Annotated in this window: 18 protein-coding genes; 5 read left to right on the forward strand and 13 right to left on the reverse strand. The window is 43.5% G+C overall.

Annotated features, from left to right (window positions below):
* From DDR33_RS03985 to DDR33_RS04000, 4 genes are all read right to left on the reverse strand, one after another.
* Positions 1 to 1,464: an MBOAT family O-acyltransferase gene (locus tag DDR33_RS03985; protein WP_109414461.1), complete on the reverse strand. Its 1,464-nt coding sequence runs from the start codon at positions 1,462 to 1,464 to the stop codon at positions 1 to 3.
* A gap of 23 nt (positions 1,465 to 1,487) precedes the next feature.
* Complete coding sequence (locus DDR33_RS03990) at positions 1,488 to 1,733, reverse strand: acyl carrier protein (RefSeq protein ID WP_109414462.1); 246 nt, start codon at positions 1,731 to 1,733, stop codon at positions 1,488 to 1,490.
* Positions 1,730 to 3,475, reverse strand: coding sequence for an HAD-IIIC family phosphatase (locus DDR33_RS03995; RefSeq protein WP_109414463.1), 1,746 nt, complete (start codon positions 3,473 to 3,475; stop codon positions 1,730 to 1,732). The genes DDR33_RS03990 and DDR33_RS03995 overlap by 4 nt, the downstream gene beginning before the upstream one ends.
* An 857-nt stretch (positions 3,476 to 4,332) precedes the next feature.
* Positions 4,333 to 5,628 carry an NAD(P)/FAD-dependent oxidoreductase gene (locus DDR33_RS04000; RefSeq protein WP_109414464.1) on the reverse strand — a complete coding sequence of 432 codons (1,296 nt, stop codon included), beginning with the start codon at positions 5,626 to 5,628 and terminating at the stop codon, positions 4,333 to 4,335.
* 419 nt (positions 5,629 to 6,047) lie between these two features.
* Between DDR33_RS04000 and DDR33_RS04005 the strand changes: the two genes are divergently transcribed.
* Positions 6,048 to 7,922, forward strand: a complete 1,875-nt coding sequence (locus DDR33_RS04005) for an ATP-binding protein (RefSeq protein ID WP_109414465.1) — start codon at positions 6,048 to 6,050, stop codon at positions 7,920 to 7,922.
* Between the two features lie 102 nt (positions 7,923 to 8,024).
* On the opposite strand, the gene DDR33_RS04010 is transcribed toward DDR33_RS04005, so the two are convergent.
* The 8 genes from DDR33_RS04010 to DDR33_RS04045 form a co-directional block, all read right to left on the reverse strand.
* On the reverse strand, positions 8,025 to 9,038 hold the full coding sequence (locus DDR33_RS04010; protein ID WP_109414466.1) for an ABC transporter permease: 1,014 nt from the start codon (positions 9,036 to 9,038) through the stop codon (positions 8,025 to 8,027).
* Positions 8,983 to 9,963 (reverse strand): ABC transporter ATP-binding protein, encoded by a 981-nt coding sequence (locus DDR33_RS04015; protein WP_109414467.1) that lies wholly within the window; start codon positions 9,961 to 9,963, stop codon positions 8,983 to 8,985. Before DDR33_RS04015 ends, DDR33_RS04010 begins: the two co-directional genes overlap by 56 nt.
* Positions 9,964 to 9,966: 3 nt before the next feature.
* Positions 9,967 to 11,133, reverse strand: a complete 1,167-nt coding sequence (locus DDR33_RS04020) for a COG1470 family protein (RefSeq protein ID WP_109414468.1) — start codon at positions 11,131 to 11,133, stop codon at positions 9,967 to 9,969.
* A gap of 587 nt (positions 11,134 to 11,720) precedes the next feature.
* Positions 11,721 to 15,107: a DEAD/DEAH box helicase gene (locus DDR33_RS04025; protein WP_109414469.1), complete on the reverse strand. Its 3,387-nt coding sequence runs from the start codon at positions 15,105 to 15,107 to the stop codon at positions 11,721 to 11,723.
* 262 nt (positions 15,108 to 15,369) lie between these two features.
* Positions 15,370 to 16,215 (reverse strand): universal stress protein, encoded by an 846-nt coding sequence (locus DDR33_RS04030; RefSeq protein ID WP_109414470.1) that lies wholly within the window; start codon positions 16,213 to 16,215, stop codon positions 15,370 to 15,372.
* Between the two features lie 357 nt (positions 16,216 to 16,572).
* Entirely contained in the window at positions 16,573 to 16,956 is a 384-nt protein-coding gene (locus DDR33_RS04035) for a DUF3037 domain-containing protein (RefSeq protein WP_109414471.1), read from the reverse strand.
* Positions 16,934 to 17,719, reverse strand: a complete 786-nt coding sequence (locus tag DDR33_RS04040; protein ID WP_109414472.1) for a HipA family kinase — start codon at positions 17,717 to 17,719, stop codon at positions 16,934 to 16,936. The genes DDR33_RS04035 and DDR33_RS04040 overlap by 23 nt, the downstream gene beginning before the upstream one ends.
* A gap of 4 nt (positions 17,720 to 17,723) precedes the next feature.
* The gene (locus DDR33_RS04045) at positions 17,724 to 18,257 is read right to left on the reverse strand and encodes an OmpA family protein (RefSeq protein WP_109414565.1); all 534 of its coding nucleotides are present in this window, start codon (positions 18,255 to 18,257) and stop codon (positions 17,724 to 17,726) included.
* Positions 18,258 to 18,397: 140 nt separating this feature from the next.
* Here DDR33_RS04045 and DDR33_RS04050 point away from each other — a divergent pair, with 140 nt between their 5' ends.
* The 4 genes from DDR33_RS04050 (at position 18,398) to DDR33_RS04065 (ending at position 21,096) form a co-directional block, all read left to right on the forward strand.
* A complete protein-coding gene (locus DDR33_RS04050; RefSeq protein WP_109414473.1) occupies positions 18,398 to 19,381 on the forward strand; it encodes a GlxA family transcriptional regulator in 984 nt (327 codons plus the stop codon).
* A gap of 119 nt (positions 19,382 to 19,500) precedes the next feature.
* A complete protein-coding gene (locus DDR33_RS04055; protein WP_109414474.1) occupies positions 19,501 to 19,692 on the forward strand; it encodes a cold-shock protein in 192 nt (63 codons plus the stop codon).
* Between the two features lie 190 nt (positions 19,693 to 19,882).
* On the forward strand, positions 19,883 to 20,209 hold the full coding sequence (locus DDR33_RS04060; RefSeq protein ID WP_109414475.1) for an RNA recognition motif domain-containing protein: 327 nt from the start codon (positions 19,883 to 19,885) through the stop codon (positions 20,207 to 20,209).
* 134 nt (positions 20,210 to 20,343) lie between these two features.
* Entirely contained in the window at positions 20,344 to 21,096 is a 753-nt protein-coding gene (locus tag DDR33_RS04065) for a hypothetical protein (RefSeq protein WP_109414476.1), read from the forward strand.
* 65 nt (positions 21,097 to 21,161) lie between these two features.
* On the opposite strand, the gene DDR33_RS04070 is transcribed toward DDR33_RS04065, so the two are convergent.
* Positions 21,162 to 23,348 carry a GH92 family glycosyl hydrolase gene (locus DDR33_RS04070; RefSeq protein ID WP_109414477.1) on the reverse strand — a complete coding sequence of 729 codons (2,187 nt, stop codon included), beginning with the start codon at positions 23,346 to 23,348 and terminating at the stop codon, positions 21,162 to 21,164.
* Between the last annotated feature and the right edge of the window lie 39 nt (positions 23,349 to 23,387).

Genomic DNA, 23,387 nt, shown 5'->3' on the forward strand with positions numbered 1-23,387 from the left:
TCAGAACTGGAAATAAATAAACTTATGCGCAGTCGCCGACGCGAAGAACATCATTACCAGCACGGTAAGATAATATACCGACCACCTTACCAGCGCTCTTTGTGTTCGGAGGCGCGAGAATATCTGAAACTTATTGTCGAGGTAATGAATAGTCTCCAGGAGAATGACAAACATGCCGCAATATATCAGGCCTAGGCGGTTCAGAGTACCGTCGAATATCGGCTTACTGTTGGTAACAGCAAAATTACTCAGTTCTGTAAACACCCCCGGGATGCGGCGTAACACGTAGAAAGCATCCTGCATGCTGCCGGCTCTGAAAAATATCCAGGTAAAGCAGACAAACAGAAAAGTCAATGCCTGGCACATTGGGTTATAAATGAATGCAGGAACTTTCTTTGACAGCCTTTTCCTCGATTTTTTTGTCAGGAACTCGTAGCTCATGGCGATTCCGTGCATCACCCCGAACACAACATAAGTCCAGGCCGCACCATGCCATAAACCACTTAAGGAAAAGGTCACCATTAAAGCAAAAACAACACCCCACTTGATAGAATCACGATTCCGTATCACCAGTGGAGTAAAAAGGTAGTCATTAAACCAGGTAGTCAGCGACATATGCCATCTTCTCCAAAAGTCAGTTACACTCCTGCTCCTAAAGGGATAATTAAAGTTCTTTACCAGTTCAAAGCCCATCACTCTCGCTGCTCCCCTTGCAATATCTGTATAAGCCGAAAAATCGCAGTATATCTGGAATGCGAAAAAGAAAACGGCAATCACAATAGCTATAGACGTTTGAACATGAAGGTTACCGTACACACTGTCAGTATATGTTGCAAGATTATCGGCAATCACGATCTTTTTAAAGAAACCCCACAACATCAGCCTTAATCCATCGACCACCCTGGTATAACAGAATTCTTTTTTCTCATGGAACTGGTGGATCATATTCTGGGGCCGTTCTATAGGACCTGCTACCAACTGGGGATAAAACATCACGTAAAGGGCGTAGATCCCGAAGTGCTTCTCTGCCCGGTAATTTCCCCTGGCAATTTCAAGCGTATAGCTCATAGCCTGAAAGGTATGGAATGATAAACCTACCGGTAAAAGCATGGTTAAGGCAGGGATTGGATTCGTCCAGCCAAACAGCCCCGCCAGTCCCGTAATATTGTCGTTGATAAAATTATAATATTTAAAAACAGCCAGCACCCCTATATTCGCTACAAGGCTTATCATTAAATACCTTTTTTTCAATTTGCTTGTTGCCGCACTTTCAATCAAAATGCCCGCATAATAATCCACAACAATGGTAAAGGCCAGGATGAGAATGTACTCGGGCTTAAAAAACATGTAGAAAAAGCAGGAAGCAGCCAGCAGTAACTGCCATCTGAACCTGTGCGGAAGAATAAAGAAAAGAACGGTTACTACCGGAAAAAAAACGAGGAATTCAAATGAATTAAATAGCATTTCAGCCTAAATTATCGGAAACGTTATGGATTCAGCTTACTGTTAATGGAGCTGATCATTTCCCCAACATTCTTAAACTGGTAAATTTCCGTTGATGTAAACTTTATACGGAAAGCCTTTTCTATGGCAGCAATCAGCTGAATATGGTTCAAAGAGTCCCAGTCATCGACATCTGAGGCAACGGTATCAAAATTGATGACGACATCTTCATTATCAAGTACATCTTTAAAAATCTCATTTACTTCTTTTAACAATTGTTCTTGGTTCATACCGGTGTTGACGTTTTCTTTATGTGAATAATTTTCTCTAATCTATAATCTGCCAGCTCGAGGCAGTACCTGTTCTCCGAGATTGTTCCAAATCCCAGAGAGGGATAATGTTCTTTTACAAGTGAATTCTTTGCTGTAGGAATATACTCACCCACGATCCTCCGGACACCCGACAGCCTGGCATCACTGGCTATGCAGTTGAGGGTAAACCACTCCATCCCTCTTTTTAAAACCCGGCAACTCATTGCCCAGTTCTCAATGAACAGCGTCTCAGAATCCGTCTTTTTCAGGACAACAAATGCGACAAGTCCGTTATCACCGAACTTATCCTTTAATGTAAACGAATAAGTGCAATAATCAGGATCGCCGGTCATTCTTTTAACCTCCTCCTCTGTATACCTGATAGTCCTCAAATTAAACTGGTTAGAACGCTGGGATAACTGCGAGACCCTTGGCACGCTGAAAGGATCAAAAGCCCTTACCTCCGAAGACATATCCAGGCTGGCCAAAAATGCATCTTCGTTCGCAAAGCCCTTTAACACATTCCTTCTTTTTGCCTCTTCCTGGTACTGGCGGGTCCTCTCACTATCATTTGGTGTATATGACGCTGTTTCAAACAAATTTAATGAGTGCAGAAAGAGCAGGTATTCTGCCGGGTCTTCCGGAAGATCCGGAACAATGATCTCCGGTATTTCCTTTTTTACCAGTGCTCTTTCCACCGGGTTGTCGTCAATAAATACCATAGAGTCTATGCCAATATTCAGCACACTTTGAATATGCCTGATATTATCGGCCTTGTTCTCCCAGTTGGCAACAAAAACCGCAATGTCATCAAGCCGGAGTTCCATTTCAGGGTGACTGATAAAAGGTTGACGGGCAGTATCATCATTATTCTTGCTGCATACAGCCAGGATGATCCCCCTTGCCTTCAGCTGCTTCAGCCATAACTGAAGTTCTGAGAATATTTTCCCGTTTCCCAGGCTGCCAATCTGTATTCCGTCGGTGCCGTCATCTCCGATAACACCTCCCCAGAGGGTATTGTCGAGATCCAATACCACACATTTTACAAACGAACCTGAAACAGCGAATATGATATCATTTATATTCTTCGCCAGATATGGTAAAAAATCAATACTGTAAACCATATCCGCCGCATAATAGATCTTGGGATCAAAAGAGCCATTATGTCCTGCCCTTGCAATCATCGAATTTAAATCCAGGAGAAATAAATCCTTCCTGTTCACAGACAAATCAATCAGCTTCATATTCAATTTCTTCAGCTGATATGCAAAAGAAGACATTACCTTCAACCCGAAATTACCAAAGACACTATCGTTAATCTCAGAGTAATTATTAGTGATAACCGCACAATCAAGCCTTTGCGATACCGTGGCACATAATTCTTCCAGATACTGTAGCTGACTGTCCGCAAAATTTCCCCGTTCATCATGGTCCATTTTGTAGAAATACTTCATAAGCCGGCTGGTGCTTCTTAGTATGATCACAAAGGCCGGAGCAAATCTGTACAGTTCAGAACCAGCATCAAACACCTGCATATCAATCTGGTTGTAATCCGCTTCAAAGATTTCATACTTTACATTGAACTCAGCGCCATATCCTTTTAAAGCATTGACAGTTAACTGAGAGGATGAATCTGAAAGCACAGCCACCCTGATCTCTTTATTCAAAGATGAAAGCCTCTTCAGGTTCTTTTTAAGATCGTTGAACGGTTTAATATTCACGTTTAATAGTTATAGTGGATTTCCGGAAGCAATAACCGATAAAGCTGTTGCTAAATCGCCTTCGGATTCTCTCTTTTCCCCCTTGTGTTCACAACAAAAATAATACAAATCCGGCAGACTCCTCATCTTTGGGGTTTACAGAAAAAAGCGTAGCAGATAATCAACAATTGATAGCAAATTTTCCTCAATTAGCGCATTCACAACATGAACAATAATTCATATTTTTACTGTTCCTCCGCATCAGCGTGGATCACATGCCTTCCCCCTGAATACAGCATTTTCTTCCTCTTAATGTCATGAATAACCCGGATACCGGATTATCCTGGCAAGTACTTTACGTGTCTCGGCATTCACTCTGCTGTGTCTCCACATCGAGTCCACATGTTTTTACAATTATGTGGACTCAATGTGGAGAGAACGAAGTTTCAATGTGCACACGTACAGGAAAAAAATAAATAAATCAGGAATGGATCCTGAGATCCTTTGAATTGGCAGTAGACAGGATACATCGTGAACAGTCCGACTCGTGACTTGCAGGGAAAGGCAGACACTGGAGGGTTTTGTGACCGGCCACCCTTTGCAGATGTAAAATTACTCTTTTATCATTTCAGGATCCATGCATTTTGAAAAAATATTTCAGACCTGCGTCTTAGCTGCCGGAAAGTCTGTTAATGGTGCTATCTTGCTTTTCTGGTAAAGCAGTTTGCTCTTCCCAGCAGTAAACCTAATGGCCCCTTTGTAACAGCATTATCAGCAACGGAGATAAGTTAGTTACAAAAAAACGGGGCAATGCAAGCGCACATTACCCCGTTTATATGTGGTTTTAACAGAATGGAAAATTCTTCGTCCTGATAAATTTAATGATTTACAGGGCTCTTTCGTTCCTCTCCATGATTTTCCTCTTCCGGCCTGACAATAAGGCGGAGAGTGGCATCATTCGTCACAAAGGACCAGAACCAGCTAAAGGCCAGCTTCGCCTTGTTTCTGAATCCTACCAATGGAATGATGTGAATGAAAAGCCAGACAAGCCATGCAAAAAATCCTTTGAAGGAGAACTTTGGAAGATCGGCCGCCGCATTGTATTTCGAAATGATGGCCATACTTCCTTTGTCTTTATACGAAAAGGGAGTTTGAGGCTTTTTTTCAATCTTGTTCAGAAGGTTCTGTGCTAACAAGGCTCCCTGCTGCATCGCCACCTGAGCTACCTGCGGGTGTCCTTTTGGATAATTGACGTCCGAAAGCTGCAGGCTCTGATCACCGAGAGCAAAAATGTTATCCGAACCCAAGACTTTGTTGTGTTCGTCTACCATTATTCTGCGCCCGCGTGCAATGACCTTTTCGGGCAAGCCCGGCACTTCCCTTCCGATCACACCGGAAGTCCAGATCAGAGTATTTGTTTCAATAGAAGTACCATCATTCAAAATGACCCTGCCCTGACTATAATCCTGTACCGCTTTATTGAGGATAATTTTAACCCCCAGCTTACTCAATACCTGGTATGCTTCATCCTGCGCCTTCTTACTCATAGGAGCCAGCAGCACCGGTCCCGCGTCAATAAGATAAATATGGGAAGCGAAATTCTTTATCTCGGGGTATTCCTTCACCATAATCTTACTTCCCATTTCCGCAAGCATTCCGGCGAGCTCCACACCTGTAGGCCCTCCCCCTGCTATAACGAAATTTAAAAGCTTGTTCCGTTCACTTCTCTCTTTTGAGCGCACTGCCTTTTCCAGGTTAAGAAGCAAATGATTCCGCATGTTTAAAGCTTCATCAATCGTCTTCATCGGCATGGCATTTTTCCGTACATTCTCAATTCCAAAATAATTGGTCTCGGTCCCCATCGCCAATACGAGATAGTCATACTCTAAAACTCCGTTATCGGTTTCAATTGTATTTCGTGACGGGTTGACCCTGACAAGCGAACCGAGATGAAAACGAACATTGCTCCTTTCTCTGAACAGACGTCTGAAAGGATAACTTATATTAGAAAGCTCGATAAATGCGGTAGCCACCTGGTAGAGAAGCGGCGGAAAAAAATGGTAGTTGTTCTTGTCAACAAGCGTGATCAGGAAGCGGTCGTCGCCCTTGAATTTCTTAATAAGATTGATACCCGCAAATCCCCCTCCAACTATAACGATTTTTATTTTACTCATATTCTCGTTGCAATTTTTACAAAAATACACCAAATTCCCTAATAAAGACACACCAAACAGTCATAATTGTTTAAACTTTAATCTTATTTACAACAAATCTAAGAACCCTAGCAACCTGGTTCCCGCTCCTCCCTGAAGAGTATTATGTACCTCCCTGACAGGCCTCACCCGGAAAACCACTTACACTCTACAGAAGCAGGATAAAAAAATACAATGTAACCCGTAAACAGCCTCTTCGTATACTTCCTCAGTTATACCTGACATGTAAAATTGATAAGAACAAGTCTACTATATGAGTTACATACATCTGATTATAAATAAGTTGCTTTTCGAGGCATTTATACAACAAGCTCTGATATGTTGTCCCTGGATAATTTGCAGAAAACTGGTTCTCACGAAAAGACAGCGGGTTAAATAATATGCAGCCTGTAAGAATATTACATCTGGAAAACTCTCTGCCTGATCCGATACCGGCCGACAAGATTCTCAGGAGTGCCGGTTTTGAATTTGAAAAACGGGTAACCGGCAACTGTGAAGATTTCGTCAGAGCGCTCAATGATTTCAAACCGGACGTAATTCTCTCCGGTCGATCCGTTTCAACATTCGGACCAATGAAAGCGCTGGAAATACTCCAAAACCGCGGAAGTTCGATTCCTTTTATTCTGATGACTCCCGGCGAAACAGAGGACATCTCTGTTGAGGCCATGAAAACCGGAGCAACGGTATATGTGCTTAAAGATAATATTCACAGCTTGCCGCAGGTTATAAGTTCTGCTGTTTGCAGTTATGATGCAAATGAAGGAATATCCCGCCATGCCAGAGACATTGCAACAGATGAAGAAATGATGCAGGAAGCTGAATTGATCTCGTGTTCTGGGAGTTTTACATGGGACCTCAACGCAAACAAAGGACGCTTTTCCAGGGGACTATTGCGAATCTTTGGACTTCCGGATGAAGAAAAGCCCTCCTCTTTTAAGAAGCTCTTCCACTATTTACACAGTGAAGACCGGCCGCAGTTAAGAAAAGATATCAGTCTTATCAGGCGCGGTATAACACCAGAAAAAAACATATACAGGATATGCCGCGGAGAGACGACAATAAAGTACTTCAGGGTAGAATACCTTATTAAAGACTCTGATAGCAACCGGAATCTTTTTGGATTTATCCGGGACATGACGGAAATGAAGGCCGAAACAGAGCAGCTTAAAAGGTATGCAACGGACCTCCGTACCATTCTTAACCATACCGACGTTGCGTATCTCCTGCTTGATCGGGACTTCAGGGTAGTGTCTTATAATAACCAGGCGGCAACATTTTCTTTGAGTGCTTTTGGCAAAGACCTGCAGCAAGGAACTTCCGGCCTGGATTATCTTAAAAGTCACAGAAGAAACTTCGTGAGTTCTGTTATCAGCCAGCTTCGCTGTGGTCAGACGGTTAGATATGAAACCAGTTATAACATTTCCGAAAAACCGGAATGGTTTGAAGTGATATGGACCGGGATAACCTGTGATTCAGGAGAGATCACTGGTTATGTCTTCTCTGCAAAAAACATCACAGAAAGAAAGCTTAATGAGCTCGAAAGAGAGAGAAAAATATCTGAAATATCAGCGAGGAACAATGCCCTGGAGCAGTTCACTTATATCGTTTCACATAACCTGCGTTCACCGGTCGCCAACATTAAAGGTATTACCTCACTGCTAACAGAAATGGAGCTTGCGCCAGAAGATACTTTTCTGCTGAATGGTATCGGAGAATCGATTGAACGGGTTGACGAGGTAATTAAAGATCTGGGGCAGGTCATCCACGTCAAAAACACGGTCACAGAAAGTTCCGAATTACTTACTTTCGAAGACTTGCTTGACGAAGTAGCGGTATTTATCCGCAACAGCCCTGATTGCCCGGCTTTTTATATAGAACAGGATTTTTCTGACGTCCCCTCTTTCTCCGGCATAAAAAGTTATCTGTTCAGTATCTTTTATAACCTGATATCCAACAGCATCAAGTACCGAAGACCGGAAGAAGAAGCGATCATTCAAATTAAAGCTTTGAAAAAAGGAGATGGCATCATACTGGTTTTCAGGGATAACGGGAAGGGCATCGACCTCGTCAAGAACGGCAAAATGCTGTTCGGTCTATACAAGCGATTTGATTTAACGATTGAAGGCAGAGGCATGGGATTGTTTATGGTGAAGACCCAGGTCGAAGCCCTTGGGGGAACTATCGAGGCGGAAAGTCTTCCCGGATCATATTGTCAGTTTACAATCAACCTGCCACCAGCAAATGTTTATATATAGGTATCCGTAGAAAATGCCTGCCTCAATTATCCGGAGATCACTGAGGCAGACATCCCACTTCTAATATTAAAAGCTGGCCTTGCTTTACAGCATACGGGACCCTTATCTTGATCGGATCTCTTTTTTCATAAATGAAAAGTAAGAAAATGCAAAACATAATATGGTTGAGGCAATTAAGCCCGTTAGTTGCGGCCACACCAGCAAAAGGCTTTGTCCCAATGGTAAAGGGCTTGGAATTGCTCCATACACCTGCTCCATGGTAAGCGGCCCCAGGCTTCTCACGGCCGGCATCAGCAAAGTAGTTGTTGCATCGCTGAACAACTGGCTTGGCACCAGACGTAACAATCCTAAGATGAAGTGCTGATAATTCACCACTTCTGCTTCAGATGCTCCTTGTCCGGGCATGGTCAGTTTTGCCACCAGGCTAATGATAATCTGGTAAAAGATCGTAAAGAATAGCCATACTGCAATAGATGTCAAAGCCGATGTAGCTGCCTGTTTAAACCTGATCGAAAAAAGGATAGACATATTCAGCCAGAAGGCTACATAGAGGACGCTCAATGCAAGAAAAAATATTATCCTTAGAAACTCTTCAGCAGTTGGCGGTATGCCTGTAATAATTAGTCCCAGCCCCATTACCAGAAAGCCGAGTGCGAAAAACAGTGTACTTATCACGATCAGCGATCCTGTAAATTTTGCGTTGATCAGGTAGTCGCGGTGTATGGGTTGCGATGTGATCCGGCTCAGAGTTCCGCGGTTCTGTTCTGAATTTACCGCATCAAACCCCAGAGCTATACCAAGCAGTGGACCGAGGAAGCCGATAAAGACGTGAAAAGGAGGCAGTGATCCATCAGATAACGTGAATAATTTAAGAAACAAGAAAGCATTTTGCGGATCGTTTTGGTTAACCGATTTCGGCAAATTGCTGATAGAAGTGTAAAGTGACCCGATGCAAGTTAGCAGGATCAGGAAAAGCAGGATCAGGAAACGCCAGCTTCTCACATGGTCGCCTACCTCTTTCTGAACCATCACCCAAAACGGATGCGGCCGGGCGGTATGTTTACTTGCGTATTCCACTCGCACCTCCTGCTTCAAAATAGCGTTGATAGATTTCATCCAGTCCAAATTCTTTGTTATTTAAATATATCAGATCGAATCCGGCATTTACTATAGCCCTTGAGACATCTGCTGCGGCATCAGAGGTACAGCCAATGGTAATGGTATCACCCGAAAACTCAATGGTAGTCACCCCAGGCACTGCACTGATCACAGCCTTCAGTTTCTGCTTCTCATTCTCTGTGCAGGTTACGGCCGCCGGCTTTACTTTCACCGTCAGAGCGAAGCTATCCTTATTAAAAAGCTGATGCGAGAGCGTGGGGATATCGCCCATGGCGAGCAAGCGGCCTCCGACGAAAATTCCGACCCGGTCGCATACCTGCTGCACCTGGTGTAAGTGATGAGAAGACAGCAATACCGTTAATTGCTCTTCGCGGCTTAATTTGACGATCAGATCAAGAAACTCCCGTACTCCCTGAGGGTCGATACCAAGAGTAGGCTCATCCAGGATAATGATCTCCGGGTTTTTAATCAGCACATCAGCCAGTCCAAGGCGCTGCCTCATCCCTCTTGAATATTTTCCCGCTTTCTTTGATGCCGCATCCGACAATCCTACCCGCTTGAGAAGGCTAAGTGCCCTGGATTCGGCTTCCTCCCGTGAAATCCTGTTCAGCCGGGCGGTGTAAATAAGATTATCAAGTCCACTATAATCTTCATAGAAGCCTACATCATCGGGAAGATACCCCACACGCTTCTTCACCTCTACTGGGTTTGATGTAGCATCTATCCCGCAAACGCTTACACTTCCCCCGGACGGTTCCGTCAGGCCGAGCATCATGAGAATGGTCGTTGATTTCCCGGCACCATTGGGGCCTAACAGTCCGAATACTTCTCCCTTGTTAACAGACAGATCGAGGCGATCTACGGCCAGGAAAGTGCCGTATCTCTTGGTAAGTCCGCGTAACTCAATAATACCTGAACCCACGGCCTACCTCCTTCCGTATTTCCTGAACAGATAATAAACACTACCTAAAGCAAGTAAGATGATGAGCAAGCCAAGCCACCCGGATAAGAGGGACGTCTCGACGGTAACCCTGAAATCAGCTTTTGATGAGACCTCGGCAGTTTTAGCCTCAAGGCTTACGACATAATCGCCTGCAATTGCTTTTTTATCCGCCTTGACAGTGGCAGATATCTTTGTCGTATCCCCGGGCTCCAGATTCTCTATTTTAAGCGGTTCAAACTTCACCTCCCAGTTTGACGGCGAAGCTGCCTGAAGGGAGATGTTTTTGAGAGCTGCTGTGCCGGTATTTCTGATTGTCAGGTCTACCCTTTTTTCATCGCCGGCAGTAGTTTTCGTACTTAGAAGGCCTGTTGGTGTGGTCAACTGAAGACCATAAGAACCTGTAATGACCATATCGAGCCCCAGTTCGGCAGAGGTAGAATTGGTAGCGGCCATAACCGGTACTTTATAACTCCCGGCAGGTGTTTCATCCGGAGGATCTACTTCGATGGTAATATCTTTGGTCTTATTGGCTTCTACGTTTACAGAAGAAACCTGTTTATAGTCGGCTTTAAATACCACATTCCAGCCCGGCGGCACGTTTGAATTAAGCGCATAAACCTGATCAGCGCCTGTTCCGTTTCTGAGGGTTGCAGTGTAAGTGAAAGATGAATTTGCCGCACCTTCCATATTGGGCTGAGCGCTGGTGAACTCCGACTTATAAGTGCCCTGTTTAGACACTACTACAGTCAGCGGAAGACGGCCTAGCCCTTTTGCCGAAACTGCAAAATTGTAAGCGCCTTTATTCACCTGTAAGGGCACCTGTAGCTGGAGAGATAACGTCTTCTTGTCGTTGGGTAGTACAGAAACCTGATTGACTGTCCATCCCCCCGACTTTAGCGTATATATCCAGGACTTGGGTAATCCCGTCACAGCGATAGCTGCGTTTGACACCGATTTGCCTTTGTTTATCACATCGATATCATAGTTGATTGACTCGCCGGGCGGGACAGAGATCCTGGTGTAGGGTGTGTAAAGGGTAACATTCTGAGCGATACATTTGTTAAAGCCGGCGGCTCCGGATACAATGAGAATAAAGAAACTCAAATAAAACTTCGCTGCACGTGTACGACGCGTAAAAAGTGATAACATAGATCTAAAAGCTAACAGTACATTAATTAATTAGTATTCTGACCCAGGCCGTTGTAACCAAATAATTCATACCGGAGAATAGCTCCCGTTTCAGGTAGGCTCTACCAATAGAATTATTGGTTAGGTATAAGCCTTTTCGGGGGACAAATTTTTATTATAGAAAGAAAATTTCCAAAAATTTTAACAAAGTTTAACAAATGATAAAGTACTGGATGAAGGCATCCCGTATTCGTTGCGGGCCACGCGGGAAGATGTGACTGCCGGCGCTAAAGCACCTGGGTAAATTGGAAACGGATGCGTGTTATGTATTAAGAAGTTCTATAAAACACAAAGAGCAATACCCCTGGTAAAAAGGACTATTGCTCTTTGTAAAAAATTAACTGTCACCAATACTTCAACAAGTATTTATTCTTGTTTGTTCAGGATTAAGACTCTATTTCTTCGGAAAGATTTACGGCGACTTCAAAACCCAGCCCAGAAGCCACATAAAGACCTATATTAAAGCCAGTTAACCAAACCTCACAACACAAAATCAACAAATTAATCCTCGTAAAAATACTGTTACCTGGCTGTTCCCTATTTACTGCTTAGGATACGAGGGATAACAGATCGCTTTTTGATAAACTTTTAAAGAAAGAACTTTCCGTCTTGATAAGGCGATCTATCAGATCTTTCTTTGATTCCTGCAATTTCATGATCTTCTCCTCTACAGTTCCCGGACATATAAGGCGTACAGCAACCACCTTTTTATTCTGACCTAAGCGATGAGAGCGGTCAATTGCCTGACTTTCAACTGCCGGATTCCACCAGGGTTCCGCCAGGTAAACATAATCGGCCTCTGTCAGGTTTAAGCCGATGCCTCCTGCTTTTAAACTGATCAGGAATACCCTTATCGCAGGATCATCCTGAAATTTACCAACTACCTGCTCCCTGTTCCGGGTAGCTCCGGTTAACGAGACAAAACCAATATTCCGGTCTTTCAGTTGCGCTGCAATTAAATCGAGCATCGAAACAAACTGAGAAAAAACCAGGATCTTGTGCTGTGGTGCTTTCGTTTCAATCTGCTCTATAAGAGTGAGGATCTTCGCCGATTCATTTCCTTTCAGTTTTTCTCCTTTTATCAGCAAGGGAGAATCACAAATCTGCCTCAGGCGCGTTAGGCCTCTCAAAACATACATGGAGCTTTTCTTTATTTCTTCATCGGTAGTGGCAGAAACAAAATCCCTGAATTCCTTTTCAAAGGCCTCGTAGGTTTTCCGCTGATCCTCTCCCATTTTACAATACACAACCATTTCGGTTTTTTCCGGCAACTCCGGGGCAACCTGCTGTTTCGTTCGCCTCAGAATAAAGGGATTAATCCTGTTTTGCAATTCTCGCGACCGCTTTGTATTATGGAACATGTCTACAGGAGCAGAGTAGATCTCTTTAAAATACTGGCGGTTGCCGAGCAAACCAGGACAGGCAAATGACATTTGGGCGAAAAGATCAAAGGTGTTATTTTCGACAGGAGTTCCTGTAATGACAATTCTGTTTCTTGATCTTAGCAGCCTTACAGCCTTATAACGCTGAGATCCCGGATTTTTGATATTTTGAGATTCATCCAGAAATATATAATTAAACTCAAAATCCTTAAGAATATGAACATCGGACAATAATGTACCGTAGGAGGTCAGGACTAATTCATGTTGTTTAATATCTTCCAGGCTTTTATTTCTTGCGGGGCCATATATCGTCATGACCTTTATCGAAGGAGCGAACCGGCTGATTTCACGCTGCCAGTTAAAGATCAGCGAAGCCGGCACGACCACCAGATTAGTATTGTTGCTGGCCCTTTCTCTCTGAGCGAGGATAAAAGCGATGATCTGGATGGTCTTCCCCAGGCCCATATCGTCAGCGAGACATCCACCAAACCCGAGGTTATCAAGAAAGCATAACCAGTTTAAGCCATGTTTCTGATACTCCCTGAGCTCTCCCTGCAGCGCTTCGGGGACAGGAACTTCCGGGATTTCCTCAAAGCCGTTCAGCTTTTCACTCAGAATTCTGAGGTCTTTTTTTACTTCCTCATCCAGCATGTCTTCCTCAAAAAGTTCATCTATAATGGCGAAATTCACTTTGGCTATCCCCAGCATTTCGTCGTCTATCTTTAATGCCGCTTTAAAATAAGCAGAAAACCGCTCAATCCATTCGGATGGTAATATCCCCAGTGTGCCGTCATCCAGCTGAACATATTTGCTTTTGTTCTTTACTGCCTTGAATAGTTGTTTAAGCGAAGCCCTCTTTTTCCCAAAGCGGGCATTGACCTGAACGTCGAACCAATTGATGCCGCTTAAAACTTTAATGTTCACTTTCACCTTATGCTGGTTCAGGTGGTTGTTGCCGATCTCATTAAAACCAAGAATGGTAATTCCGTGTTGCCGCCAGTCTTCAAAGACATTTAAAAACCAGTTATCATCTAAGAAGCGGTTCTTATGGAGATAGAAATAATAAAGGTCATTGTCAAGCTGTTCTTCAAACCAGGGATGCTGCCTGGCAAGCAGGGTGATAAATGCATCTTCCTCTTCCCGGCTCCTTTTAACAAAAAACTCATTCCCTTTGCTGTCCTGCGTATAGATTGGCTTTTTTGTTCTCACGGGGATCTCCACTTCACCGTATCTTAACACAGGAATGATCATAACATACTGGCCGAAGTCTGAAAGAAAGAGGATCTTCTCATTTCCTGCGTCAAAGCCTTGCTGTCTGAGCTGCACGGACGTTGCGGGATTCAGATACCTGTAATTTATAGTCGTCCTCTCTTCAAGTTTGCTAAGCCAGGCATTTCTGAAACCGGCGTAACGTGAAGTATGAACAAGCATCATCCCTCCCCGCTTCTTTAAGAGTTCGATAAGAGCAATTGATTGCAAGCTGCCGGACAAATAAAGCGTTCCCTTACTTAAAATGAACCACCCGAACATGATCGTAATATCGTTCACTGAAATTTCAGATCCGTCTATATCGACAGCACCGGAGATCTGATAAAAAGGATCGCGTAAGCTTATATCCAGATTCAGATCCTTTTCAAGTTCGGAAACACGGATGGGAACCAGTGAACGGGCCGTGATATTTTCTGAAACTTTCTTGTCGTGATAATAAAACCTGTATGCGGAAGGATTCTTTACAATGGCTTTCAATGCTCTCAGATCCTGTTCTGACCTGGCAGCATCCGAATAACTTTGAAATTTGCTTAAAGCTGTAAAAAATTTCTGGGCCTCGTGATCGCCGGATTCCCAGAGAAGGTCAAGAGGCGACAATCGCTTCAGTGGATTTTTCGGAGCACCGTCCCTGGTTAGTTCCGACTGATACAGCTCTATGAAGAGATAATCGTAGTATTTATGCTGTCTTAAGACTACAAAGGCCGGTGATGCACCGGGACCAGCAGGGAGAGGGGGCATTACATCAGCGTTTGAGAAAACAGCAGAAAGGGACATTATACTTTCCTTCGTCACAGGGAAAACCGAAGAATCAGCTGGTTGTATAAGGAGCTTTCCATTATGAATACTAATTAAGAAAAACGATTCAATATCAGGCTCGTCCTGTAACCCGTAGTCTTCCGCAAATGTCCTTAATTTTTTAATCCGTAAGTCATCGTCGAAAAAAACACGCAGGTCCTGGTTTTTCATCACCGCAGTAAGCACCGCTGCCTGATGCCCGCAAAGCCGTTCGTTTTCCGATGTACAGGTACAAGACAACAGAATCCCGTCGTCCGTCTTCATCAATTCAACATCGGGGAAAATACTCAAGGTCAACCGGCCCGAGAAGGTTCCCCTATTTAATTCCAGCTTCTCCGGGACAATATGCTTATAGTCCTCCAGCCAGGATGAAGCCCCCGAAGCAAGGTACTGATATACCCTGGTATCCGTAATATCATTTATATTACTTTGGGGAAATAAAAAGTAATGTTTTTCCGGTTGATGCTGATAGTCTGTCCCTTTGTCCACTGATACTTACAACTAATTAAATGTACGCCGAAGTTAAGGATATCTGCCTTAGGACAAAAACCGGCTAACATCCTTATTTTTCTTATCTGTCAGACCCAGGCTCCTGGTCTGCAAGGGAAAGTAGTATAACCTGCAACAAATGGATTACCGATCCTGAGACCTCCATGTTTCCGGCCGGCCATAAATTATGAATGATGAACCATGCAGCCTGCCGGACTCAGTCTTCAATTAAAAGAGTTGGCATCTATAAGATTAAGTATCATCAATCAGAATCAGATTGCCGGTCTTCGTCTAATACAAGCAGAGGGATCCATGTATGGTAAGCCAGTTCACACGATGTACTTTTATGAAAAAGACTCTGAAAGAACCTTCTATGTTTCCGGACGACAACTGCCATATCCACCTGATTGTCTTTTATAAATTTCATAATACCGGTGGCGGTATCTTTATCATTGAGATAATGATATGCAGGTTGCGGGTTACCCCACATTTCATGGAGTGTCTTTTGTTCTGATAACAGCCTGGTGTTAAATTCATCACCCGGAGCACTTACACTCAGGATATGAAGATGTGCATGAAAGCAAGATGCCAGCATACTGATTGATTTTACAGGAGTATGGTGTACATTCTTCAGATCGCAGGCAAATACCATAGTATTAATAGACCGGAAAGAAGCCTGAGGCGGGATGATCAGCAGCGGAACAGTACAATTGCGGATCATCTGAACAGTAAAACTTCCAATAAGAGCTCTTTCCAGGGCTCCTTTTCCCGTAGCCCCCATCACCACCATATCGAAGGGATAATGAATGATATAAGAGATCAGGGCATCCACAGACATTTCGTTTCGGGCGGTCACTTCTATCTCCAATGCCGGATTTATATCAAGAATGCTGTTTTTAAGCTCGTCCAGTTGATTTAGTGCTTTTTCTTTGATAGATTCTTCAAAAGCCGGCGAGGGAACCGGTATTTCTAGCAGGGAATGTATCGGTAAAAATGAATGGTATAAAATGACCTTTAAGGGCTTGAGATCCCTGCTGAGGGTCGCAGCATAACGTGCCGCGTGGATAGATGAGTCGGAAAAATCGGTTAAAACAAGAATGGCATTCATGGCTCTATTCCGTTAATTATGAATTGGTTGGTTAGCTCTCCTAAAGCAAACTTAGGGATATTGACAGCATATATACAAATCAGATTCAAACTAATTTCTTAACTATATGGGAGGCTTCTTTTACGGATATGGCGCTATTTGAAATAATCAACTTAATGAAAAAATGAAAGGGAAAGAATGATGAGAAACTATTTAGACCTGCCAGAATGGTGCGCCGTGCCGGCGCACAAAAAAGCCCCGTCACGATGAGCGTGATCAGGGCACCTAAACCTTATCATTTCAAATGTACGACTTTTTTTATATATCCTAAAATAAATTGATCTTTTTACAACTCCTGACATTTGGGTGACAATCCACCTATTCTACCATCTGGCTGAAGAGCTTTTGAAGAGTTTCATCCGGATCTTCACAAAAGCCAGGATGAACTTTAGAGGATTGAATGACGGTGCTTCGTGTTGCAGTAAGCCAGCGGAAACGGGATGCAATATCTAAACTGGCTATAGGGCCGGCGGCCTTACTACCCGAGCAAATATCCGCAAAGGACTTCAAATGTTCCCTTAATTCCTTGAAATCCGTATCATTGGTAAACACTTCCAACCGCTTTTCATTTACGACACAAAGACATTTCAGAAACTTTTTCCTGGCGCAAAACAGGATCACACCGGAGTTGATGAACTCTTCCCTTTCAACCCTCGGCACTATGCGGATCACGGCATACTCAAATAAGTAGTTTTCTTGCATTTTGCGCTTCGTTTACAAAAATTTCGGAAGAGTCGATACGATGTTCTAAAAAGCGGGCATATACGTCCCGGATTACATCAGCCGGTTCGTCGGGAGAATGAAGAGTAAGCCATTCGTCAGGAATCAGGGACACAATGGAATTGATCTTTTCCTTGCTCAGCAAAGACCTGAAAAACAGGTCGGCGTCTTCAAGCTGCGAAGCTAAAGGCAGCAGAACATGATCTTTAACCTGCGAAAAGGGCCTCAGAGCCTGTTCTTCCCAATTATCCCAGCTATGGTGAAAATAGAGAGAGGCGCCATGATCAATCAGCCACAATTCTTTATGCCACATAAGCATATTGGCGTTGCGCGCAGTACGGTCGACATTTGTAAGCAGACAATCGAGCCAGACAATCTTCGAAGCAAGCAACCCGTCCGGCTTATTTACTACCGGATCAAAGGTAATGGCACCGGAAAGGTAGTGCAAAGCTAGGTTCAACCCGGTGCTGAACTTAAGCAGATCCTGAATTTCTTCATCTGGTTCAGTGCGCCCAAAAGCTTCGTCAAGATTCGCAAATACAATCTCAGGGATTTTTAAACCCGCCGTTCGCGCTATTTCACCTCCAATCAGTTCAGCGATCAGAGCTTTTACACCCTGACCCGCTCCCCTGAATTTAAGTACATACAGAAATCCGTCGTCAGCCTCTGCCAAAGCCGGCAGCGATCCTCCCTCCCTTAAGGGAGTCACATATCGCATAACGTTTACGGTTCTGATTTCCTTCATATTGTTATTTTACAAGCTGAATTTCCACGCGACGGTTTAATGCCCGCCCTTCTTCATTACTGTTGGAGGCAATTGGTTTGGTTTCGCCAAAACCTTTTACGCTCAGGTTGGCTGCATCAATGCCAGCATTTACAAGATAGGTCTTTACAGCATTGGCACGGTCTACTGACAATGACATGTTGTGTGAAGAGCTGCCTTCTTCTGATGAATGCCCGTTTAAGATGAACTTAGCGGAAGGAGCTTTTTTTATTTCGCGTGAAGCTTTTTCTAAAATTTCGTAAGCCCCTGTCTTCAATACCACCGAGTTAAATTCAAACTGGATGTTTTTAAAGTTAAGATCCGGCTTTTCAACAGGAGCCGGTTCTTCTTCCTTTTCTGCGGGCGCCGTTTGAGTCTGTTCAACTGGGGGCACCTCTTCCTTCACTGCCGGAGCGGGAGTTGGTTTCACAACAGCTTTCTTCGATTTACATGAGTTCAAAGAAATGCACAATGCCATAGCAATAGCAAAAGACAGGTAGATCCTTGTGTTTTTGTTCATATCTAAAGGTGTTTTTTTTGTAAACATAAAAAATTATTAAACAAAACGAATACCTGAATGTATCCTGATTCAAAAAGAGGGTGATTTGCGTTCAGGTTGTTTCGCGGAATTGTCTATAAAATACTATCTTAGTTTAAGATATGAAACACGTCACCATACTGATACCTGAAGGAGAAACAAGCCTGAGTAACATCGAGGCAACCTATAAGATGTTCAACAAAGTGAACGAAGCATTGACGGCATCCGGAAAAAAACCGTTGTTTACCGTTCAACTTGCCGGATTGAACAAAGAAACGAGCCTGACAAACGGACTTTTCTCTGTTAAAGCCGGGTTGACGATCAAAGATGTGGATGCGACGAACCTCATTATTATTCCGGCGGTGCATGGTGACGTGAATAAAGTACTCACTGACAACCGGGAGCTGATACCATGGCTTACCAGGCAATACGGCCAGGGAGCAGAAATAGTTTCCCTGTGTATAGGAGCATTCATCCTTGCCTCTACAGGTTTACTTAACGGAAAGGTTTGTACTACTCACTGGTTAATGGCTGATGAATTCAGGTCAATGTTTCCGGAGGTGAATCTCCAGGCCTATAAGATCATTACAGATGAAGCCGGTATCTATACCAGCGGCGGAGCATATTCTTCTCTTAACCTGATCCTCTACCTGGTTGAGAAGTTTGCGGGCAGGGAAATGGCTCTGTTATCATCAAAAGTCTTTGAGATAGACATTGAGAGGAGCAGCCAGTCGCCTTTTATCATTTTTAAGGGCCAAAAAGAACACCATGACGAAGTGATAAAAAAGACGCAGATCTTTATCGAAAACCATTACCATGAGAAGATCACAGTAGATCAGCTGGCGTCGATATTTGCGATCAGCCGCCGGCACCTTGAGCGCCGGTTTAAAAAGGCTACGTCCAATACTGTATTGGAGTACGTACAGAGAGTCAGGATCGAAGCAGCGAAAATGAGCCTCGAATCACTCCGGGAAAATGTGAACGAAGTGATGTACAAAACCGGATATACCGACCCGAAAGCATTCAGGACAATTTTCAGGAAAATAACAGGACTATCACCACTGGAATACAGGAGCAGGTACAATAAAGCTATTAATGCCGCTTAAATATGTTACCGAAGTCATGGCAGTATCCTTATTTGGCCCTTGCATTCTTTTTTATAAAAATTTAAACCATTTGTCAATAAAATGAGTTACCTTTATAAACAATATAATTTTTTAAAATAATGCAAAAAGGAACAGTAAAATTTTTTAATGAAACCAAAGGTTTCGGTTTTATCACACCTCACAATGGAGGCAGCGAAATCTTTGTTCATTCTTCAGGCCTCATTGACAACATTCGTCAGAATGATACTGTTGAGTATGAAGTAGAGCAAGGCCGTAAAGGTCCTAACGCGGTAAATGTAAAAGTAGCTTAAAAAATACTATATAGATTAATCGTGTAAGGAGCCGGAATCATTTAATTCCGGCTTCTTATTTTATAACAAGTAGATTTCAACATAATTAACTCCGGTTAATTCAACAAGCAGTACCCCCGCGTAATAAGACCGGAGCTTCAGTTAAAGGGCAACAAGAAGAGGCTTATTACCAATTTCAATATATTAATTAATGAAAATTTTTATTAAAGGACTCCCGCTTCAGGTAGAAGAGTCTGAATTAAGAGAAGTATTCGGCGACTTCGGACAAGTTAAATCGCTGAGAATTATTAAAGACCGGGAGACCGGACAAAGCCGCGGATTTGGATTCGTAGAAATGCCGAATGTAGCTGAAGCTAAAGAAGCAATTGCCAATATGAACGGAGGAGATTATTACGGCAATACCATCTTTGTAGCTGAAGCTAAAGACGATAAAGGTCCTGAAGGGGGCAACAACCGTGGCGGCGGCTTTAACCGCGGCGGAGGGAACAGGTCTGGGTACAGTAACAACAGATATTAATTTTTTAGCCCCCTCTGGGGGCTTTTTATTTACTGCAATCTTGTCACTATCTCTTTACAAAAATTTTGTATTGTAAACCTTGTTTGGATCATAGTATTTTTTCTAAGTTAGTATTATACTAACACACACTTAAAATGAAGTATTTATTGACCTTAATCGTGCTGTATACTCTATGCGGGAGCATTACGTATGCACAACCTGATGAATCCCGGGACTTCCTAGTTCTCTATTCTGATTCAGTAATTTACGCAAACCGGATTGATCTTGAAAGAGATTATACCGGATCGCTTCGCCTCTGGGTTGATTCAAGAAGTGTCCCAGCGGGGCAGGTAAAATTCGTCAACAACAATCGTGGTTTCTTTGCGAATGTCAAGGAGTTTAACACTACAGGTGAAACCAGGTTTTCTGAACGGATCCGAAAGGGGAAATTAAACCTGTTCGAAATGCGAACGATTGACTGGGAAAATTATCATAACCCCGCTGTCTACTCTACTTCGCCCTCGGTAGAAAGAAAGAATTATTACAATATTGGCTATTCCCGACTCAAAAAAACCAATTACGTAAACCTGAGCATAGACTTAGCTTCTAATCCCGAAAGCATGTCGTTCCTGAAAAAGTACCAGAATATAAGAAGGGCTCAAACAGCTATGTACGTAACGGCAGGGCTTTCCGTCATAGGTGGAGTGATAGCACTTCTTTCAGAGAGCAGCGAGATAGAAAGTGGATTTGGTAAGGCTCCGGGCTCCGGTATTAACAAAAGTGACAAGTCTTTCGGTTTTGCAACCGGAGCGGTGATGGTCGGCATAGGTTTAGCAGCAGGCGGTTATTTGATTGGCCCTTTACAAAAAGGATACCTGAAAAGAGCAATCGATACCTATAATGATTAGCAGGATGCCAAATAAAAGGAAGGAATACTGCTCCCTTTATTAAGCGGGCAGCATTCCTTCCTTTTCTATTCAGCAGTTCTCACTATAATCTCCCCTCCTTTATTAAACAGCTCGTGAGGGATAAAATATCCTTTATGAGCCTTTCTGTCTACAGTTAGACCCGTCATTCTTCTTCCTTTCCCGTCCTTTCTTAAAGTAAGAGTTCTGCCATTGTTTAGCTTCCACTTCACTTCATCAAAATGAGGGACCAAAACCATGTATTCAGGATCTGCAGCACAATAGGGATACAATCCCAGAGCACTGAAAACATACCAGGAAGACATTTCTCCTGCATCATCCATTCCGCAAAGGGTTAATCCGTCATCGCCTATCCCGTACAGATTGTTCAGGATATAATCAACCATCTTCTGTGATTTTTCGGGTTTCCCGATAAAATAATATGCGAAGGGAGCTTCGTGGTCAGGCTGATTTCCATGGCAATACTGTCCGACCATTGTCTCCACATTCCTTGCTATATATTGCGGGTTCCAGGGCACAGAAAACAGGGAATCCAATTTTGATTCAAAGTTTCCGGCGCCTCCATACAGGGAGATCAGTCCGTCCATGTCATGCGGAGCGAAGAAAGATACCTGCCATGCGTTTGCCTCCCTGTACATATATTCATAATACGGATATTGCGGATTGAAGTTCTTAACCCATTCCCCATTAGCAAGTTTTCCTCTCATGAACCGTGTCGAAGGGTCGAAAACATTCTTATAGTTTTTTGACCGCTCCATCAGTATCCTGTAATTAGCCGTGTCACCCAGCCTCTTAGCAAGCTGCGCAAGGGAATAATCATCATATGCATATTCGAGGGTTTTTGAAACACCGGCTTTTGCTTTGGTTTCTACATGCGGGGACTGGATATCCGGTTCAGAAATATATCCTTTCGAGATATACTCTTTTATGAAAGGGCGTGTTCCGCCCTCCAGATTTGCATTGCGGAGAAGCAACTGATACGTTCCCTTTACATCAAAATCATTCAATCCTCTCAAATAAGAACCGGCTATAAATGAGGCAGCATGGTCCCCATGAAAAAATGTCGGAATGAAGCCCGTTTTGTCTCCTATATCCTTCAATGACTTGATGATATCAACCGTTACCCGGGGAGAAAGAATTGAAAGAAGCACATCCTTGTTCCTGTAAGTATCCCACAGGGAGGGAATAGTATAGTAATTAAAGTCAGCCTTAACAACTTTTCCTTTCTCGTCCGTATACTCACCGTTGACGTCGCTGCGTAAGGTTGGCCAAAGAGCCATCCTGTAGAGAGAAGAATAAAAAAGCTGTTTCTGCTTTTCTGTTCCGCCTGTCACCTGGATCTTCGAAAGAAAGGCTTCCCACGTTTGCTTCCCCTCTTTGAGCACCTGGTCAAAGGATTTATCGGCCACTTCCTTCTCAAGGTTTAGCTTTGCATTCTGTGTACTGACAAAGGAGATCCCGATCTTTACGTCAACAGGTCCGCTGCCATTGTCAGCCAGGCTTACCAAAGCATTTCCCTTACCTGTGCCCTCTCCTTCCTTTCTAATCTCACGGATCTTACCGTTCAGCTTAGCATAGAAATAAATCTTGTACTCGCTGATATCCTGGTATCCCTCCACCGTAAAGTCATCCACCTGAGCAATCTTCCAGTCAGTCACCCTGTTGTTAGCCCTCGAAAGGTCAAAGAGGATCTGTCTGTTTTTATTATTGCTGTATTCGTAACGGTGATAACCGCATCTTGCGGTCGAAGTAAGACTAACATTCACTTTATAATCATCCAGAAACACCTGGTAGAACGCCGGGGATGCGCTCTCCTTCTTATGGGAAAAGCCGGAACCGAATTTACCATCCTGATGGATTTTACCTGACACCGGTAAGAGAGGGATATTGCAAAGGTTCCAATGCCCTTTATTAGTATGGGTAAACCCGTAAATCATGGTATCTTCATACTCATAACCTGCTCCGGATCCGTATTCAGTGATAGGACTTAACTGCACCATCGCATTGGGCAGCGCACTGCCCGGAAACACGAGTCCCGCCCAGGAGCGCCATCCTTCAGGCAACTTATATCCTAAAATAGCAGAATCAGTGAGCGGGGCTGTTCCTATAAAGGGGTTCACATACCGGGAAAAATCGGTGCTCTGCTTTTGCGCATAAGAAATACCGGAAAATCCGCACATCAGAGCGGAAATTCCGACCGTAAACCTAAAAAGGCGATGAATCCGTTGTATCATATTGTGTGTTAATTGGTTGAATTTAGAATACGCAAACTC

Origin of the sequence: Pararcticibacter amylolyticus (genome assembly GCF_003130405.1) — a bacterium.
Lineage (GTDB): Bacteria > Bacteroidota > Bacteroidia > Sphingobacteriales > Sphingobacteriaceae > Arcticibacter > Arcticibacter amylolyticus.

What these genes read in the sequence shown, in the direction of transcription:
- DDR33_RS04010 (WP_109414466.1), bottom strand. Translation starts at nt 9,038, where the DNA reads ATGAAATCTATCAACGCTATTTTGAAGCAGGAGGTGCGAGTGGAATAC.
- DDR33_RS03990 (WP_109414462.1), bottom strand. Translation starts at nt 1,733, where the DNA reads ATGAACCAAGAACAATTGTTAAAAGAAGTAAATGAGATTTTTAAAGAT.
- DDR33_RS04055 (WP_109414474.1), top strand. Translation starts at nt 19,501, where the DNA reads ATGCAAAAAGGAACAGTAAAATTTTTTAATGAAACCAAAGGTTTCGGT.
- DDR33_RS03985 (WP_109414461.1), bottom strand. Translation starts at nt 1,464, where the DNA reads ATGCTATTTAATTCATTTGAATTCCTCGTTTTTTTTCCGGTAGTAACC.
- DDR33_RS04040 (WP_109414472.1), bottom strand. Translation starts at nt 17,719, where the DNA reads ATGAAGGAAATCAGAACCGTAAACGTTATGCGATATGTGACTCCCTTA.
- DDR33_RS04060 (WP_109414475.1), top strand. Translation starts at nt 19,883, where the DNA reads ATGAAAATTTTTATTAAAGGACTCCCGCTTCAGGTAGAAGAGTCTGAA.
- DDR33_RS04045 (WP_109414565.1), bottom strand. Translation starts at nt 18,257, where the DNA reads ATGAACAAAAACACAAGGATCTACCTGTCTTTTGCTATTGCTATGGCA.
- DDR33_RS04065 (WP_109414476.1), top strand. Translation starts at nt 20,344, where the DNA reads ATGAAGTATTTATTGACCTTAATCGTGCTGTATACTCTATGCGGGAGC.
- DDR33_RS04020 (WP_109414468.1), bottom strand. Translation starts at nt 11,133, where the DNA reads ATGTTATCACTTTTTACGCGTCGTACACGTGCAGCGAAGTTTTATTTG.
- DDR33_RS04030 (WP_109414470.1), bottom strand. Translation starts at nt 16,215, where the DNA reads ATGAATGCCATTCTTGTTTTAACCGATTTTTCCGACTCATCTATCCAC.
- DDR33_RS04005 (WP_109414465.1), top strand. Translation starts at nt 6,048, where the DNA reads ATGCAGCCTGTAAGAATATTACATCTGGAAAACTCTCTGCCTGATCCG.
- DDR33_RS04035 (WP_109414471.1), bottom strand. Translation starts at nt 16,956, where the DNA reads ATGCAAGAAAACTACTTATTTGAGTATGCCGTGATCCGCATAGTGCCG.
- DDR33_RS04000 (WP_109414464.1), bottom strand. Translation starts at nt 5,628, where the DNA reads ATGAGTAAAATAAAAATCGTTATAGTTGGAGGGGGATTTGCGGGTATC.
- DDR33_RS04070 (WP_109414477.1), bottom strand. Translation starts at nt 23,348, where the DNA reads ATGATACAACGGATTCATCGCCTTTTTAGGTTTACGGTCGGAATTTCC.
- DDR33_RS04050 (WP_109414473.1), top strand. Translation starts at nt 18,398, where the DNA reads ATGAAACACGTCACCATACTGATACCTGAAGGAGAAACAAGCCTGAGT.